The sequence below is a fragment of the Clostridium cellulovorans 743B genome, from assembly GCF_000145275.1.
In the GTDB taxonomy this organism is placed as follows: domain Bacteria; phylum Bacillota; class Clostridia; order Clostridiales; family Clostridiaceae; genus Clostridium_K; species Clostridium_K cellulovorans.
The window spans coordinates 2,995,816-3,015,654 of record NC_014393.1; the positions used below are offsets into that span (position 1 = coordinate 2,995,816).

The 19,839-nt window shown below is 29.7% G+C and carries 7 protein-coding genes; all 7 read right to left on the minus strand.

Translation table 11 applies throughout. The annotated features are described in order from the left end of the window. Positions 1–97 precede the first annotated feature (97 nt). Positions 98–9,793 (minus strand): non-ribosomal peptide synthetase, encoded by a 9,696-nt coding sequence (locus CLOCEL_RS12425; protein ID WP_242655157.1) that lies wholly within the window; start codon positions 9,791–9,793, stop codon positions 98–100. A 682-nt stretch (positions 9,794–10,475) separates the two neighbouring features. Continuing rightward, positions 10,476–11,987: a HAMP domain-containing sensor histidine kinase gene (locus CLOCEL_RS12430; RefSeq protein WP_010075445.1), complete on the minus strand. Its 1,512-nt coding sequence runs from the start codon at positions 11,985–11,987 to the stop codon at positions 10,476–10,478. Next, positions 11,977–12,672, minus strand: a complete 696-nt coding sequence (locus tag CLOCEL_RS12435) for a response regulator transcription factor (protein ID WP_010075446.1) — start codon at positions 12,670–12,672, stop codon at positions 11,977–11,979. The genes CLOCEL_RS12430 and CLOCEL_RS12435 overlap by 11 nt, the downstream gene beginning before the upstream one ends. Positions 12,673–12,867: 195 nt before the next feature. Next, complete coding sequence (locus CLOCEL_RS12440) at positions 12,868–14,526, minus strand: FMN-binding protein (RefSeq protein ID WP_010075447.1); 1,659 nt, start codon at positions 14,524–14,526, stop codon at positions 12,868–12,870. Positions 14,527–14,620: 94 nt separating this feature from the next. Beyond that, positions 14,621–15,661: an FAD:protein FMN transferase gene (locus CLOCEL_RS12445; RefSeq protein ID WP_010075448.1), complete on the minus strand. Its 1,041-nt coding sequence runs from the start codon at positions 15,659–15,661 to the stop codon at positions 14,621–14,623. Between the two features lie 379 nt (positions 15,662–16,040). Then, positions 16,041–18,365 (minus strand): putative bifunctional diguanylate cyclase/phosphodiesterase, encoded by a 2,325-nt coding sequence (locus CLOCEL_RS12450; protein ID WP_010075449.1) that lies wholly within the window; start codon positions 18,363–18,365, stop codon positions 16,041–16,043. 161 nt (positions 18,366–18,526) lie between these two features. Further along, a complete protein-coding gene (locus CLOCEL_RS12455; protein WP_010075450.1) occupies positions 18,527–19,447 on the minus strand; it encodes a chemotaxis protein in 921 nt (306 codons plus the stop codon). Positions 19,448–19,839 lie beyond the last annotated feature (392 nt).

Genomic DNA, 19,839 nt, shown 5'->3' on the forward strand with positions numbered 1-19,839 from the left:
TTCTCCAAAAAATGTCATAAATAAGTTTTCTACCATCATAAACATAATATAGTATCAAAGTTGCATCTTAAAAATAACAACTTTGATACTATTTTAACTATAAATCTAAATCTCCGAGCAAGTCAGATAGCTCATCTACCAAATCGTCGAATTGTTCTAAGGACATATCGCTATAACCAACATCATCAGGAGTAATTTCTGTCTCTTCTTTTCCCATACAATGAGCTATTATCGCCTTAAGAACTTCTATATAATTTGATAAAAGTTTTTCTATTGAATCCTCTGTAAATTGCTTTTTATTGAATTCAATCTTTAGCATTAATTTATTTTCAAGAATTATTCCGTTTATATCTAGAACATACTCTCTCTCTAGCTCTGGACTAACATCACTTCCAGAATTTATATCTGCAATACCAAAGTGTTTACCTGAAGCTTCTTCACCAAAATCACCAAGATAGTTAAAGCTTATTTGTGGTTTTTTCGATGATTTAAAGTTTTCTTGTGCTTCCTCTGATAAGTGCTTTAATATGCCATAACCGATTCCTTTATTAGGTACTCGTCTTAAAGTTTCCTTTGTATTCTTTAATGTAAATGAAATATCCTCAGCTTTTGCCATATCTATAAGTACAGGATATTCAGCAGTAAACCAACCTACAGTTCGAGTTATATCTATATCCTTAAATAACTCTTCTCTTCCGTGGCCTTCTAGGTTAATTAAAATCTCATCACTTCCAGTCCACTTTTTCATTGAAATTCCTAAAGCTGAAAGAAGAAGATCATTGATATCAGTATTATAAGCTGTATTACACTCCGTTAAGAGGTTCTTCGTAGCTTCTTCATCAAGGGATACTGATAATAATGCCGTATCCTTATTCTTATCAACATCAATTTTTGAAGTTTGTGGTAAATTAACTGCTTCAGAATTTTCAACTACAGTCCAATATTCCAATTCCTTAAGAAGTTCTGTGCTCTGAGAATATTCAACTAGCTTTCCTGACCATTCTTTATAAGAGCTAGTTTTCTTCGGTAATTGAATTTCTAGTCCTTCACAAAGACTGCTATAAGCATTTTCTAAATCTTCAAGAATAATTCTCCAAGAAACTCCATCAACTACTAAGTGGTGGATTACTATTGATAAATAATCCCCAATAGAAGTTTTAAACAAGCATCCTTGAACTAACGGACCGTTTTCCAAATCAACTGAACCCTGAAGTTTATTAGCTTCTTCTTGAATTATTTCTTTGTAGTTATCAGCATTAGTTAAATCTTTTACAAGGAAACCATATGCTTTAGGTTCAATCCCCTTATTAATTTGTGAAATAGCACCCTCATTAACCTTATAGCTCATTCTTAAGGCATCATGATGTTCTATTAATTTATCAAATACCTCTTCAAAATATTCTTCTTTAAGTCCATCCTTACAGAAAAGCATAACTGATTGATTATAATGATGCTTATCAGTAAAGTTGTGTTTAAAGAATCCTTCTTGTATTGGTGTTAAATTGACTTCTCCTTCAACAATTCCTTGGAAGGCTTCAACAGTATTTGATTTCACATAAGCACTTAGCTTAGAAATCACTGGATACTGGAATAAATTTCTTACCTCTAGCTTATATCCATTGTTTCCAAGAGTAGATGATACTTTAATGGCTTTTATTGAGTCTCCACCTAAGCTAAAGAAGTTATCATTAATGCCAATCCTGTCCACACCTAAAGTTTGTTGCCAAATATCAACTAATAATTCTTCAATTTCATTTCTCGGTGGAACATATTCTCTGTTTTCATCAATTTCAGGCTCTGGCAAGGCTTTTCTATCAATCTTCCCATTTGGTGAAAGAGGTAACTCTTCTAACTGAACAAAATAAGAAGGAATCATATAGCTTGGTACAAAGTTTCCAAGATATTCTTTAAGTTCTTCTTCATTGATATCAACGTCAGCAGCAAAATAAGCACAAATATAATTATTTCCTTTGCTATCCTTTTTAACTACTGCTACAGCATCTTTTACATCATTAAACTCTGCAATTCTGCTTTCAATTTCTCCTAGTTCAATTCTGAAACCTCTAACTTTTACTTGGAAGTCAGATCTACCTATAAATTCTATATTTCCATCAGGTAACCACTTACCTATATCACCAGTCTTATACATTCTAACTTTTTCATCAGTTTGCAGTGGATCGTAAACAAAAGATTCCTCAGTTTTTTCTGGATTATTAATGTATCCTCTTCCTACACAAATACCAGATACACAAATTTCACCAGCTACTCCTACAGGACAAAGTTCCATCTCTTTATTCATAATATAAATATTTATATTACTTAATGGCTTACCAATTGAAACTATATCTGTATTTGTCTCAGCATCAATTATGTATTGAGTTATATCGTCTGAAGCTTCTGCTGGTCCATATGCATTAACCATCTTCTTATCTTTAAATAACTCAAACCATCTTTTTATAACATTTGGTTTTGCTGCTTCTCCAGTTATCATAAGGTACTTTAACTGATCCAGGGTTAATTTATTACTTTCAATATAATCCATCATAACAATTAAGTATGAAGGTACTACTTCAAGAAGTGTAACCTTATCACGAACTATTTTCTCAGTAAACTTGTCTACTTCAAGAATAAGTTCATTTGGATATATTGCAGTAGTTCCCCCTAAAGCGAGTGCTGCAAAGAATTGCCATACTGAGATATCAAAGCAATGATTAGCATTTTGAGCAAACACTAAATTCTCATCTAATTGAAGTTCATCTCTTTCAGCGAAAATATGATTTAACATTCCTAAATGTTCAATCATTACTCCCTTTGGTTTTCCTGTTGAACCAGAAGTAAATAATATGTAAGCAAGATTATTGATATCTACCTTTGTATTTACATTAGAACTATCTTTATCTTTAAGTTCTTCTTCAATAAGGTCTAGACAAATAATTTCACCTTTATATTGGCTTCTAAATTCATCATCTATGTATTCTGATAAAGTTATTATATAATCAGCATTTCCGTCTTCTACTATGCTTAGCTTTCTCTGACTTGGATATTCAACATCAAGAGGAATATACGCGCCCCCAGCTTTCCAAATTGCTAATACACTTTCAACAAACCTTGGTGAACGATGAAGCATAACTCCAACTATAGTTTCAAGTTTTACATTCTTCTCAATTAAATATCTAGCGAAACTATTTGATTTTTTATTCAATGCATCATAGGATATGTTTTCATCCCCAAAAATTATTGCTGTTTTATCTGGGGTTTTCACTGCGTTATCTTCAAATAATTGATGTAAAGTCTTACTAAAATCATATGGAACCTTTTTGCCATTAAAATCACAAAGAATTTGCTTTTTCTCTTTTTCAGTAAGTAAAGTTATTTCACTTAACTTGGCATTTGGATTTTCCACTATTGAACTCAATATATTTATAAAATGATCAGAAATTCTATCTATAGTTTCCTTTTTAAATAACGCAGTACAATATTCCATTTCAAATTCAATTTTCCCCTTGTTCTCTACTGCATCCAAGGATAAGTCAAATTTAGAAACATTGAAGTCTATTCTATATGGTTTAAATGTTAAACCACCCATTGCAATTTCAAGATTTTCCGTATTTTGCATTGTGAACATAGTATCAAAAATAGGATTTCTACTTATATCCCTAGGGATATTTAATTTTTCTACCAGTTCCTCAAATTGATAGCTTTGACTTTCATAAGCTTTTAGTGAATCTTCCTTTACATTTAATAAGAATTCTTTAAATGTCATCGTTGGCTTTTGAATGTTTCTTAAAGCTAAGGTATTTACAAACATACCTATCATATTCTCAAGTTCAACTTTTTCTCTTCCTGCTGAAGGAGATCCAACTACAATATCGTCTTGTCCAGTATATTTTGATAACAATACATTATAAGCTGATAATAAAACCATATATAAAGTGGTATCTGTTTCTTTAACAAGTTTTTTAAGTTTAGTAGTTAGTTCACTATTTGCTTCGAAGAATATTCTATTTCCTTCAAAACTTTGCACTGAAGGTCTTGTATAATCTGTTGGCATAGCTAAAATTGGAATTTCTCCACTAAACTTGTTTAACCAATATTCTTCATGGATTTTCATTTCCTCGCTCTTAAGGATATCATTTTGCCAACTAGCAAAATCCTTGTATTGAACCTTAATTGGTGAAGGTTCAATTCCATTATAGATATCACTTAATTCACTGGTTAAAACATCTATAGATATACCATCTGATACTATATGATGCATATCAAAGAATAAATAATGTTTAGCTTCTTCTACCTTAACTATTCCTGCTCTTAATAAGGGTGCCTTAGTTAAATCAAAAGGCTTTATAAATTCTTTAGCTAAAGCATAAATTTCTTCTTCATCTTTTTCATCATAACTTAGACTAAATTCAACTGTTTCATATACCTTTTGATAAGGCTCATTCTCAAGGTAATGGAAACTGCTTCTCAAAGTTTCATGTCTTTCTATTATCTTCTTAAATGCATTTTCCAATTGAATTTTATCAAGGCTACCTTCTACAACCATAACTCCAGGCATATTGTACATTGTGCTATTTTCTTCAAAGCTATCAAGTACATATAATCTCTTTTGTGCTGAAGATAATTCGTAGTATTCACTCTCCTCAATAAGTTCAATTGCCTTATAATTGTCTGGTTGTGATTTTTCTATTTGTACAGCTAATTCCTTAATTGTAGGATAGATAAATATATCTTTTGTTGGAATTTTAACATTTATTTCCCTGGAAATTCTAGCAGAAAGATTTGCTGCTCTTAATGAATGTCCACCTATACTAAAGAAATTATCTGTAACGCTTATCCTATCAAGTTTAAGAATTTCCTTCCAAATCTCAAGAAGTTTTTCTTCCACTTCATTGCTTGGAAGAACATATTCTTCTGTTCTCTCAAAAGTAGGATCTGGTAAACTTTTTCTATCAACCTTTGCATTTGACAGTAAAGGTAACTGTTCCATTTCCATAAAGTACGCTGGAATCATATATTCAGGAATGTATCTTGATAAATATTCCTTAATCTCTTGAACTTCAACCTCTTCATCAGTTGAGTAGTATGCACAGATAAAGTTATTTCCTCTATGGTCATTTTTAGTTACTGCCACAACATCTCTTACACCTTTATATCCTGCAAAAACATTTTCAATTTCACCAAGTTCAATTCTAAATCCTCTAACCTTTACTTGGTAATCTCTTCTTCCTATAAATTCTATACTTCCATCTGGTATCCATTTCCCTAAGTCACCAGTTCTATATAATCTAACATTTTCACCATTGATAAATGGATCATCAAGGAAAACCTCAGCTGTCTTTTCAGGATTATTAATATATCCTCTTCCTACACATATTCCTGATACACAAATTTCTCCTACTACACCTACAGGACATAAATTCATATCCTTATCAGCTATATATAAATTAACGTTATTTAAAGGAGTTCCTATTGGAATGTTCTCAAGATTTTCTGGGAATTCATCTATAATATACTGTGTTATATCATCTGAAGCTTCCGCAGGACCATAAGCGTTAATCATTTTAATATTAGGTTTAAGAGTAAACCATCTCTTTACAACTGAATTCTTTACAGCTTCTCCAGTTATCATTAACCATTTCAAATCTTCTAAAGTTAATGTACTATCTTCTTCTACAGCATCCATAATGGTCATAAGATATGATGGTACTACTTCTAATAATGTTACCTTGTTATTAATAATTTGTTTCGTAAACTTAGTTGGTTCAAGAATAAGCTCATTTGAATATATCGCAGTAGTGCCGCCTAACGCAAGTGCTGCAAAGAACTGCCAAACTGAAATATCAAAACAATGACTAGCATTTTGTGCAAAGACCATATTACTATCAAGATTTAACTCATCTCTTTCAGCAAAAATATGATTAAGCATTCCCTTATGTTCAATCATTACTCCCTTTGGCTTACCAGTTGAACCAGAGGTAAATAACACGTACGCTAGAGAATCTATATCACTATTCAGTCCTGGGTTGTCTATTGATTGATTTAATATTTCCTCTTCAATTAAATCAAGAACTACAATTTTCCCCTTGTATTCCTTTTTAAATTCTTCATCTATAAATTCTGATAAAGTTATTATAGCTTCAGCATCACTATCCTTAAGTACTCCAATCTTTCTTTCTACTGGATGTTTGCTATCTAATGGTATATAAGCATTATTGGATTTCCAGATTCCCAGTATTGCTTCAACCATTAAAGGAGTACGTTCCATCAACACTCCAACAAGGTTTTCATTGCTTATTCCTTGACTTATTAAGTAATTAGCTATTCTATTTGATTTCTTGTTTAATTCTTCATAGCTAATTTTGCTATCTTCATAAATCACGGCAGTCTTTGTTGGATTATTTTTAGCATTTTCTTCAAAGAGTTCATGAAGAGTTTTTCTAAAATCATATTGGCACTTCTTACTATTGAACTTATCAACTATTAGCTGTTTCTCAATGTCTGAAAGCATGTCTATCTCAGCAAGTTTAACATTTGGCTCTTCTGAAACAGAAGTTAAAATATTTATAAAATGATTTTTTAAAGCTTCAATAGTTTCCTTCTTAAATAAAGCAGTACAATACTCTAATTCAAATAGAATCTTATCGTCCTTTTCTATAGCATCAAGAGACATATCAAACTTTGCTGCTTTTGAATCAATGTTATATGATTTAACCTTTAGCCCTTCAAGGTTCATCTGTGTATTTTCCATATTTTGCATTGTAAACATAGTGTCAAACAAAGGATTTCTACTGATATCTCTTGGGATATTTAAAGCCTCTACAAGATCTTCAAATTGATATTCCTGGTTATCAATAGCACTAAGAGTATTTTTCTTAACATCCTCTAAGAATTCAAGGAAGCTTAAGCTAGAAACAGGTGCATTTCTCATAGCTAAAGTATTTACAAACATACCCATAACATTTTCAAGCTCTGTTCTAGTTCTTCCAGCTATAGGTGAACCAACTATTATATCCTCTTGTCCTGAATACCTGGAAAGTAAAACATTGTATGCAGCTAACAGTACCATATACATTGTTGAGCCAGCATCTTTAGCTACCTTATTTAACTTAAGTGAAAGTTTTTCATCAAGATCAAAGTAAATCTTATCACCTTCAAAACTTTGCGTCGCAGGTCTATTGTAGTCCATTGACATACTCAATACTGGAATATCTCCACTAAATCTATCAATCCAATAGTTCTTTTGCTTTTCAACATTTCCTACAGAAAGGATTTTATTTTGCCACGCAGCGAAATCCTTATATTGTAGTTTTAATTCCGGTAATTCTTCGTTATTATAAAGTTTATTTAAATCCTTTATTAATAGATTTACTGATACACCATCTGAAATTATATGATGCATATCTATAAGTAAATAATATTTATCCTCTTTCACCTTTAATAATTTTACTCTCATAAGTGGAGCTTCATTTAAATTGAAAGGTCTTATAAAATCATTTATTATTGCATCAATATCCTTTTCATCACATTGCTCACAATTTAAATTAAATGTAACCTCTTCATGAATCTTCTGCCTTGGTTCGTCATTGACGAAAAGGAATGAAGTTCTTAAAGCTTCGTGTCTATCTATTAATTTTCTAAAGGAATTTTCTAAATGCTCTATATCTAAACTTCCTTCAAGTACCAATGCACCAGGCATATTGTACATTAATCCACCCTGCTCAATATCCTCTAAAATAAAGATTCTCTTTTGAGCAGAAGATACCTGATAATATTCTTCTTCCTCTGTAATCTTATCAATGGCAACATATTGATTTCTGTCAGCTTCATCGATATATTTAGCTAAAAGTCTTATATTTGAGCAAGAGAACATATCTGAAATAGGAATTTGAACGCTAAATTCTTTTGATATCTTATTTGATAATTCCGCAATCTTTATAGAGTTAATTCCTAAATCAAAGAAACTGTCAGTTACCCCTAATATTTCGAATTTAAAAATCTTCTTACATATGTCAACTAAAGTTTTTTCAGTCTCTGTTGAAGCCTCTTCTATAGTTCTCTCTGAAAAAACTTTACTTATTACTTCATCTAAATCTTTTACTAATTGACTATAAAGTCCCTCTTCATAATCTTTCTTAAATCTATATCTTTGAACTTTTCCACTAGTAGTCTTAGGTATCTTCTTAACAGGTAAAACATTGCTTACTTCTAAGCCCATATTTTCACTGATATATTTTTTTATTTCTAAAGCAAGCTTCGAGAACTCTGTTAAATGCTTTTTAAATAAAACAAAAACACAAATCTCTTCTTTATCTAATTCTTTATTATAAACACCGCAAGCGGCAACTCCACCACCACGTACACCTTCGATAGTTTCTACAACACGTTCTATATCATGAGGATAATAGTTTTGCCCATTTATAAATATGATGTCTTTTTTTCTTCCAGTGACCACAAGTCTTCCATTTCTTAAGAACCCTAAGTCACCTGTATCAAGCCAATTATCATCACTTATCACTGCATCAGTAGCTTCTTTATTATTAAAGTAACCGCTAGTTACATTGTTACCTTTAATATGTATTACCCCAACAAATTCCTCTTCTAAAGTATTGTTGTCTTCATCACAAATTTTAACGTAACAATTATCAACTGGATAACCTACCTCAACAAATTGCACACTATTTTCATCACTATTAGTTATCTCTACCTTAGAACCAAGAACAATAGAATCACGGACTAATTTTATAGTATGTATTTCTTCTTCAACCGGTGGGAAAGTTACTGCTAAACAAGCTTCGGCAAGTCCGTATACAGGGAAAATAACATTCCTTGAAAGATTATATTCTGCCATTATTTCTGTAAACTCATGGCATAACTCTATTGAGATAGGCTCAGCACCATTGAATATTAACCTAACACAAGACAAATCCCAATCCTTTGCAATTTCTGATTTAAACCAACTCAAGAAATATTTATATCCAAAATTAGGTGATTGAAGTATATTAGCTCTATGCTCATTTGCCTTCTTCATCCAAAGTGTAGGATACTTTATAAATAAACTCGTATGCATGTTCATTTGAAGCATTCCATTAATCAGTGGAGTTAAATGACAACCAATAAGTCCCATATCATGAGTTAACGGCATCCAAGTTAGAACTGATTCTGAAACTTCAATCTTCCCGCCCTTTATAATTGCGTAAATATTAGTAAGCAAATTATCATGGGTTAATATTACACCCTTAGGATCACCAGTTGAACCTGAAGAAAATTGTATAAACGCAATGTCCTTAGAATCAACCTTATGTAATTGTCCAATACCATCTACTTTATCTAAATTTTCTAAACTGATTAACTTATTTTCATACATTTTATCAAAATCAATAATATCATTTTCCTCGATGAATTTTTTAAAGCTAACGACAGACTTTTCATCAGCAATTAAAAATGGATTGTTAAGAATGTTTAATATCTTTACAAGCTTCAACTTATGTTCATGGTTATTACCAATGGTAACTGGCACTGGCACTATGCCACCTAAAATACATGCCCAGAACACACATATAAATTCACAATTATCATTAATTTGAAATACTAATTCATCTCCAGCATTCATACCTTCTTGTTGAAGACTATACAAATACTTAAGAGACTTAACATAAAGGTCTTTATAAGATAAATAAAATTCCTCTTTTTCACCTTTAATAAATAGAATACCTTTATCTACGGTATCTTTTCTATAGGTTATCGCTTCAGCGAGAGTCTTAAAATTAAACATAAAATTATTCTTTCCTTTCATCGTGCAAAAACACAAAATAAAAATGCAACTATAATAAAAATATAAATGAATTACATAAGGTCACAATAGGAAACTCTGATAGATTGAATATTTAAAATAAGAGATTTCTATTTCTTTAGAATAAGATGCTAAGAACTTACCATCCAACGATAAATATAAGATTCCTATAGCCTATTTTTTACGCAAAGCATAGTAATCTTTTTAATAAGACTTAATAGAATGAATAAAAAATACATCACCTTTGTATTTCTTATCAAATAAATACGATAAAAAATATATTAATATCTAAAATAATTTACATTACGACTTTAAATTCTCTTTTAGTCCTTTGATACTAATCATATCTTCCACAATAATTATATCTTCCTTAGTATTTTATGTCAATGTTTGCATCGTTAACTATATTTAACTTAAGTAAAATAAATATATAAAAAACTGTATAAAATTTATAGGTTTTATAACTTTTATATAACTTCTACACCTTATTATACTTTTATACATTAAACTAAATTTAATACATTTTTCTTTTTATAATTTTATGTCTTATAAATATATGTTTTAATAAAAATTTCTCATAGAGTATATTTACTTTTCAATATTATATTTCGACAAAAAGCTTGATAGGGCATATTGATTTTTCAATACGCCCTTAAATTTGGGGATGTAGTTTCAATGATAAAACTTATATAATTTTAAAACTTACAATAAAATAAATATATCCGCTCTCATACTTTACGTCAATTGATCCCCCTTGCATCGTTACCAAGCTCTTAGCAATGGCAAGACCTAACCCGCTGCCACCTGTACTCGAAGATCTATCCTTATCAATTCTATAAAATCGTTCAAATAATCTTTGTAATTCTTCCTCAGAAATATAACTACACTGATTTGAAATACTAACTTGTACTAAATCATTATTATTTATGATATTAATTCTTATTTCACTAGGTTTTAATGAATATTTAATTGCATTGATCAGTAAGTTTTCAAAAATTCTCACTATTTTGTCAGGGTCTAAATTAATAAGTATTTTGTCATTTATATTATTTCTCGTCATTGTTAAATTATTTTCTTCACAAACAGGAACAAGCTCCTCCATAAGCTGCGATATCAATTGGTTTAAATCTATTTCTTGATATTGAACAGCTATTTGATTATTTACTAACTTTGTATATTCAAATAAATCATCTATAAGATTTCCTAAGTTCTCCGATTTATTGTACACAATGCTTATATATTGCTCTAATTGCTCTTGATCATAATTTTTCATAGTTCTAATTACTTCTAAATATCCTCTTATTGAGGTAAGCGGTGTTCTTAAATCATGAGAAACGTTAGTAATCAATTCATTCTTAATCTTTTCAGCATTTCTTTCATTTTCAATCTGCTTTTTAAGTTCTTCAGCCATATAATTTATATTATTTGCAAGCAATGCTATTTCATCTTCACCTATTTTCTTAATTTTATAATCTAAGTTACCTTTAGAAATCTCCAAAAGTCCAGCAGATACATATTGTAAATATGTCATTTTTTTGTTAGTTAATAAAATAAAGGTACTTATAAATACCAGAAACATTGTTGTGACTGAAATTATTTGAGAATTTGTAATATAACTATCACTAATAATATGCTTCTTTGATACCTTATTATTTACCACTATATACGCTTCTTCATCAATAAAACTTATAGGATAAAAGCTTGTAAATTCCTTACCATGTCTTTCTTCTTCATGTATCCCTAACTGCATGGTATCAGGAAAAAAACCCCTAACCAAAGCTGTAATACTTATTTCTTTTTTTGTAATATTATTGTTTGTACAATATAAAATTTTTCCCTCTGTACTTACAATCATAACCTCATAGCCCTTATCAGTCTTTTGTGACTGTAATAAATGTTCAACTTGAACATTATCTTTAATACTAAGCTTTTTGTCTTCAAATTCTCTTGCTATAGTCACTGCTGGATCATTAAGTCTATTAATGATATTCCTTTGTTCTTCCTTCACTTGAATTGAACTGAGCCTAAAAGCCAAATCAACAAGTTTTCCAGCTGTAGCAGCTGTAAATATACATATTATAAAAACTAATATTATCTCCAACCTTATGCTTTTACCAAACTTATCAAGTATATAATTATATACTTTTGCTGGTATATATAATATTCTGCCTATAACCTCCGAAATATTATTTTTCAATTTTATATCCAACTCCCCAAATAGTTTTAATAAACACTGGTTTTTTAGGATTTTCTTCTATTTTTTCTCTGATGTTTCTTATGTGCACCATTATAGTATTATCAGATTCGAAAAACTCATCCTTCCAAACCTTTTCATATATCTTTTCAGTATTAAAAACTATTCCCCTATTTCTAGCAAGAAGTAATAGAATGTCAAATTCTCGTGCTGTAAGATTTATCTCTCTGTTATCAAGTTTAACCTCATGGGTATTAACATCTATTGTAAGATTATCAATTTCAATAACACCTTCTTTATTTTCACTACCTACGTTAAGTTTTTTATATCTCCTTAATTGCGATTTTACCCTAGCCAGTAATTCCAACGGATTAAAAGGCTTTTCAACATAATCATCAGCCCCAGAGGTAAGCCCCAAAATTTTATCCATATCTTGATTCTTTGCTGACAACATAATGATTGGCATATTTCTATTTTTTCTTATATTTAAACAAGCTTCTATTCCATCCATCTTTGGCATCATTATATCCAATATAATCAAGTCAACTATAGTATTCTCTAGGATTTCTAGAGTTTCTACTCCATTTGTTGCTTTTACAACTGTATAACCTTCATTCTTTAAAAATATCTCAATTAGCTCTCTTATCTCTTTCTCATCATCTACAACTAAAATTGTTCCATTATTCATAGCAAACCCCTTTTAACATATAAATAATATTTTCCCTAAAACTATCATATATAGATAGCTTTTTATTAATAACTTTAACTACCTGAGTTTCAAAGAAAAGAACTCAGGTAGTTATATCTCAAAATAATTATCACTTGAACTTTATAACTATATCATCAAGTGATAATTTACAAATGCTCACCATTTTTATCCTAATTATTGTTTTGCATTTTGTAATGCATTTGCGACAGCATTCATTATTCCTTTACTTGATCTTGTTGCTCCCGAAACTGCATCCACGCTAGTTGATTGTTCTTCTATAATTTCTTGCGGTACTACTTGAAATGGTACTTCATAAAATCCTCTTGATTCATTATGAGATGTAATTTTTATATCAACAATCTTTCCACCTGATACAGTTACTGAAACTGTTAGACCTGGTTTATATCCTCTAGCAGTACCTGTATAAGTTCCATCCTTATATACAGTAGTAGCTTCATTTGTATTATTTGTTGTAGCTTCATTTTCAGTTGTATCTTCTTGTTTCTTATTTCTTGATTTATTATTGTTTCTATTTTCTGCTTTTGTACCTTGATCCTGTGTAGGAGCTTCTTCTGATTTACTTTCTGTTGTAGAAGATGCACTGCTTTGATTACTTGAAGTATCTTGGCTATCTGAATCGCTAATGCTTCCTGTTTCTATTTTAGCATTTTTTAATGCGTTATCAACAGCAGTCATAATCCCCTTACTTGTTCTTGTAGCTCCCGAAACTGCATCTACATCTGTAGATTGCTCTTCTATAATTTCTTGTGGTACGGTTTGGAATGGTCTTTCATAAAATCCTTTTGATTCATGATGAGACGTAATTTGTATATCAGATATTTTTCCACCTGATACAGTTACTGAAACTGTTAAACCTGGTTTATAACCATTGGCTGTACATGTATATGTTCCATCCTTATAAATTGCAGTACTTTGTGATGTACTATTTGAAGATTTACTTTCAACATTACTTTGTACAAGACTATTAGTAGTTTGTCCTCCAATTGCTGTAGTTGCAGAATAAACCCCAGTAAATGCAGTAATAGCAACTGCACCTGCTAATCTTGAGTCAACATTAGTCCCAACAATATTAGCCTTTGTATTACTTCTTGGACATACATCTATACATTTAAAGCAATTTATACATTCTCCACTTGTTACTTTATCCGTTTTATATAACCTTATTCCCATAGTACAATTATTTGTACATATCCTACATGGCCCACATTTTTCTCTTGTCTTTTTAATATTAAATATTCTAAATCTTGATAATATCGCAAATATTGCTCCCAGTGGACATAGATATCGACAGAAAAATCTTTCTATAAAGAATGCTCCAATTATTATAACTGTTAATAAAATAAATCCTATTATATTTTCTAAAAGTGAATTTTTAATATCTAAAATGTTTGCAAAAGCAGTCCAAGGACTCATACCATCAAAAGCTGTACTTCCTATAGTCCAAATAACAACTACTATAAAAACTAATATAAAATACTTTATAAACTTTAGTATGTTATCAACCTTTTCATCAACTTTAATTTTTGTTTTAAATACCTTTTGCGATAAAATATAAATAAAATCATTCAAAGTTCCAAAGGCACAAATCCATCCACAAAAGAATCTGCCTAATATAATGGTAAGTGGTATTACTACTATTATGATTCCAAAATTACTTAAACTATTTGAAACTGTAAAAGTTCCATCAACTATATTTACATATAGCGTTTTAATTTGATTAAATACTAAACCTACTAATGCCGGAAGTATAAATAAAAATGCTAACTGAGATAATATTCTAAACACTTGCATCAATGAAATTTTCTTTTTCACACTGAATCATTCCTCTCATTCTTTTCTTTTAGTTATTTTTTCATTTATCATAATTATAAAAATATATAATTAAAATAAACTTAAACTTTTGTTGTTACTGAAGAATATAATCTTTATTTGTTATGTTAACTTTATTTTTGATTCCTCTAGTTAAATAAACCTTTTTATCTTTCGTTATAAAAATCGCATCAACGCCTTTAATTTTTTCAATTAATCTCATTCCTTCTTCAAGTCCTAGAACAAATCCACAGGTAGTCAAACCATCGCCATCAATTGAATTATCTGATATTATAGTTGCACTAACTATTTCATTATCACAGGGATACCCGGTTAGCGGATTAATTATATGATGATATCTTTTCCCGCCAACAAGAAAATATCTTTCATAATCTCCTGACGTAACAATTGATTTGTCTTCAACACTTATTATTCCAACAAACTTTCCAGTTGAGCTTAATGGATCTTGTATTCCTATGTTCCATAGTTTATCTTGCGCTTTTTTTCCAAGCGCATATATATTGCCTCCTAAATCAATAATGGCACTTTTAATATTCTTTTTAATAAAAATATCCCTGATTACATCTGCTGCATAACCTTTGGCAATAGCTCCTAGATCTAATCTCTGGTTCCTATTCCTTAGAATAACTGTTTTTTCTTTATCATCTAATAAAACATCTTGATAATTAATTAACTTTAGTATTTCTCTTACGTTTTGTTCACTGGGAATCTTCGGATTCTCACTATTAAATCCATATAATTCAACTAAAGGTCTTATTGTCGGTTCAAAAGCTCCTTGAGACATTTGGGCATAATAGACAGCTTTTTTTATTACTTCATAGGTCTCATTATTTATCTTTGTAGCCATGATACCTGCATTGCTATTTATTTTTGAGATATCACTTTCTTTTTTAAAAGCTGACATCATATCATCTATTTGATAAAGTTTTTTTACAGCCTCTTCAATAGCATCTTTAGCTTTTCTGCCATTTGCTTTCAACTGAATTATAGTTCCTAAAACATATATTTCTTTTGATTCATAAAACGTATCTTTATCATTTTCTGAATGAATATTCTTCATAATTATAAGAAACCCTAAAATTATAAAAGTAAGTAATATAATAATGTAATAATTCACTTTTTGACCTCCTTCTTTATCTGGAGTTTCTTAAACAATACATACTCGGAAATTCCATATATACATTTTACATAAAACTTCTAAATCTCCCCTTAAGTAATTCTGAAGATTTTCTTAAGTTTTTTCTTACATATATGTTCCGATTAAAAATTTGCATTGATTTCATAAAGATTATATTTAAATGTGGCCACATTATTGAAACTGATATATGTTCTCTTCTAAGCTATAGGTTTTGAAGAACTTTAATGGTTAATACAGAAAAAGACCTCCTTTTGTTAAGATAAATGTGGTTTCCTTAGCCAAATTTATAAAACAAAAAGAGGTCTTTCAAACTGACAACAGTAGTCTATAACATCCAAAGTACAATTCCAAGTTAAAGTTACGATAGATGTTTTATAATATGTTCCTGTTCAAAAACTTCTGCAGATACTGGTCGTCCATATAAATATCCCTGTATTTCATCGCATTCTAACTCCTTAAGCATTTCTAGCTGAGACTCTTCTTCTACCCCCTCAGCAATTGCCTTTAATCCCATACCTTTAGCCATCATAATTATAGCCTTTACAATAAGTAAAGTATTATGATCATTATATATGTTATCAACAAGTTCTTTTGCGATTTTAAGCCGATCTATATCAAACCTTTTTATATAACTCAATGAAGAATAACCTGTTCCAAAATCATCAATAGAAATACTTATTCCAATAGTTGCAAGCTTCTCAAGTATTTTTTCCATGGATTCATTACTACTCATGGCACTAGTTTCAGTTATTTCAATATCTATCCACTTAGGAGTAATTTTTTTAGCCTCTATTTTATTCATTAGATTTTCAACAAATTTATCTGTTATTATTTGTTTTGGAGACATATTTATTCCTACAACCAAATTCAAATTATATTTTTCATTCCAAATTCTTATTTGCTTCAAAGCCTCGTTTATAACCCATTCCCCAATTTTCATAATTAGAAAAGTTTCCTCAGCAATAGGAATAAATTCACCTGGTGAAATAAACCCATTTTTAGGATTATTCCATCTTAACAAAGCTTCCATACCAACTAAAGAATCATCAGAAATCCTGTACTGCGGTTGATAAAAAAGCTGAAATTCTTTATCGAAATCTATTTCTTGAAGTAACAGCTCGATACTATGTTTTCTTTGAATTTCTGCACTTATAGTATCATCAAAAAATGTATATCTTGGTCCTATATAATTTTTTTTACAATTGTACATTGCAATATCAGCGTATTTCATCAAGGTTTCTCTATCTAAAGAATCATTTGGATATGACGCAATTCCTAAACTCACGCCAACGTGAAATGTATATGGAGATATTTCTATAGTCTTCCTACACAGTTCTACTATTTCCTCACAATATAACCGTAGACTATAAAAGGAATTATCCCCTTCAACTAGTATCGTAAATTCATCACCTCCAGCTCTTGATATCTTCACATCGCTTGGACACCATTTTTGAAGCCTTGCAGCAACTTCTACCAATACCTTATCACCAATTTCATGACCATGCGCATCATTAATAGCCTTAAATCTATCGAGATCTATGCATATTACAGAAAATTTGCTACTTTCAGAGGCTTCTATTAATGAATCTATATATTCAATAAAATATCTCCTATTATAAAGACCTGTTAATACATCTTTTTTAGATAAGTTCTCTAAAATATTATTTGCATTAACTAATTCCTTAGTTCTTTCCTTAACTAATTGCTCTAAAACATCAGTCATACTCTTTTCACGTTTTAGCAGATATACATTTCTAATTGCTAATTGAACATACTTTCTAAATAAAGAATATACAATCAATATCGATACTATATGAAATAATACAAAGGAATTTATAACCTTAAAAAAATATAATATAGGTGGAACTATAAAAAGCAAAATTAGCCTGTTTGACCTACCATAGTTTTCTGGAAGTTCCATATCAATTGACATTATTGATAGGCTTGGATCTTTTGCTTTCTCCATAGTTGCAAAGGCAAATAAAACTATTGATAACATAAAAAAGCCATCAATTAATGTATTTGCATCATATTTATCTGTAAAATCGAGGTATACATAATATAAGTCTGACAAACTATAAATTATTATGCTTGATACAATTAATACTCTGACTTTATTGAAGTTTTTTCTTTTCGACGATATATAAATGATGGCCAATATAGTTATTGAGAACAAATCAGTTATAAAACACAAAAATGTACTAATAAGCTCGTTATTCAAAAGATATCTAACATTTATTTCATCACTAACCAAACTCCAAGTTGTGAAAAAAATCAAACTCCCCACAGCTATAGTATCTAAAATCAGCTGAATGAGATTCCACTTCTTAACACTGTAATAGAAATACATTGTGCAAGCTGCTGCAATAAAAATATTACTTAGCAAATATAAATACATAAAAATTGCAAGAGAATCAGGCTTTACCGATAAAAACTCCTCCACAATAAGCCATGCTAAATCCACTAATCCCCAACTAAAGGCTACGAAAAATAATTGTCTCCAGATCAACTGATAGGCAATTATTTTTTTTGATTCCTGCCATATTATAGCGGCCGACATAAACGCTACAATAGGCGATAAAATATTACCCCATATATCACTTTTCAATATTAACGTATAAATATATATAATAAATAAAATTGTTAGACTGCCGATTTTTATGTATCTTTTATTTATATACAAATCTTTTCCTCCTTAGTAAATATGGACAATTATAAAAGCACAACCATTAATTAGCATATTATCCTTTAAAATATACAAAGAGCACCCAATTAAAATAAATCGAATGCTCTTTATATCTAAATTATTAATAAGAATTATTAATAATTATCTAAACTAATTTCTTACTTCTTAACGATGAGATTGTTCTTTTCTATTAATCTATCAATCAAATCAACTAATTCCCCAACTTCAGGTTTACTTAGCTGACCATCTGCTTTAACAGATAAACCTTTATGTTTTAAATCATCTGTAATTAAGGATGAGAAAATAATAACTGGAAGTCTGCTTAGAATTGGATCTTCCTTAACATTTCTAGTTAAAGTATGACCATCCATTTGTGGCATTTCTATATCAGTAATTAATACTTGCACATCCTCAGTGAATCTCTCCCCTTTTTCCCTTACAAGATTATTTAAGTAATTTAAAGCTTGCTTTCCATCATCAAAAGTTGTTAAGCTACTAAAGCCTGCTGAATGCAAGGTATCTCTAAGTAATTCTCTTATAAGTGCTGAATCGTCTGCAATAACAAGCTTTATAGCACTCCTATCTTTAAATCCAACCTTTGAGATTCTTTCCTCGCTTATACCTGTGCTTGGATTTATATCAGTAATGATTTTTTCAAAGTCTAACATAAGTATTATAGTGTCATTCATAATGATATTTCCAACTACTAATGAATTAGTTGATATATCATCTGGTTTTAAAATCTCTTCCCATTTTATCCTTTGAACTCTTATAACGTTGTCTATTATAAATGCCACCTTTATTTTGTTGAATTCACACACAATCAATTTTGAGAACTGATCACTTTTTTTGCCCTCGATAACATATTTTAAGTCTACAACAGTTAAAATCTCTTTTCTGTTTAAAATTACCCCTGCAATAGCTTTGTGGGACTCTGGAAGTTTTGTCAACTTATCTGAACTAATATTGATTATCTCTTTAATCTTTATAACATTAATAGCATAATGCTTCTCACCGATTAAAAATTCAACTATTTCTAATTCTCCAGTACCTGATTCAAGTAATATATTACTTTTCATTTAAATTCCCCTCCCATGTTTTTATCAGTTATAACTTCAATTTTTTACAAAAGTATAAATCATATTATTGAATTTCATTAACAATCACAATAACTTTTTATTTGTTCATAAGGTTATTTTATCAGAATACGAGATAATAAACCAGTTTTTTTATAACATTAAAAAATTTATTAATTAATTCTTATTTCACTAAGTATTATCTGTACTTTTGTTTGTTTTTACACTACATTTATTTGTTGATTTTATTTATTTTATAACCAACATCTTTGGCTAATATATTTGTCAATAGAAATTCCAATGATTATTTACTAATAGTTAATGAGAGTATTTACCCTAAATAATCATGCTTAAAACTATACTTAAATTTCATCATTTAATATAAAAAACTCTAC

Excerpts from the sequence above, each read along its gene's own strand:
- CLOCEL_RS12425 (WP_242655157.1), bottom strand. The coding sequence starts at position 9,793 with ATGAAAGGAAAGAATAATTTTATGTTTAATTTTAAGACTCTCGCTGAA.
- CLOCEL_RS12435 (WP_010075446.1), bottom strand. The coding sequence starts at position 12,672 with ATGAATAATGGAACAATTTTAGTTGTAGATGATGAGAAAGAGATAAGA.
- CLOCEL_RS12455 (WP_010075450.1), bottom strand. The coding sequence starts at position 19,447 with ATGAAAAGTAATATATTACTTGAATCAGGTACTGGAGAATTAGAAATA.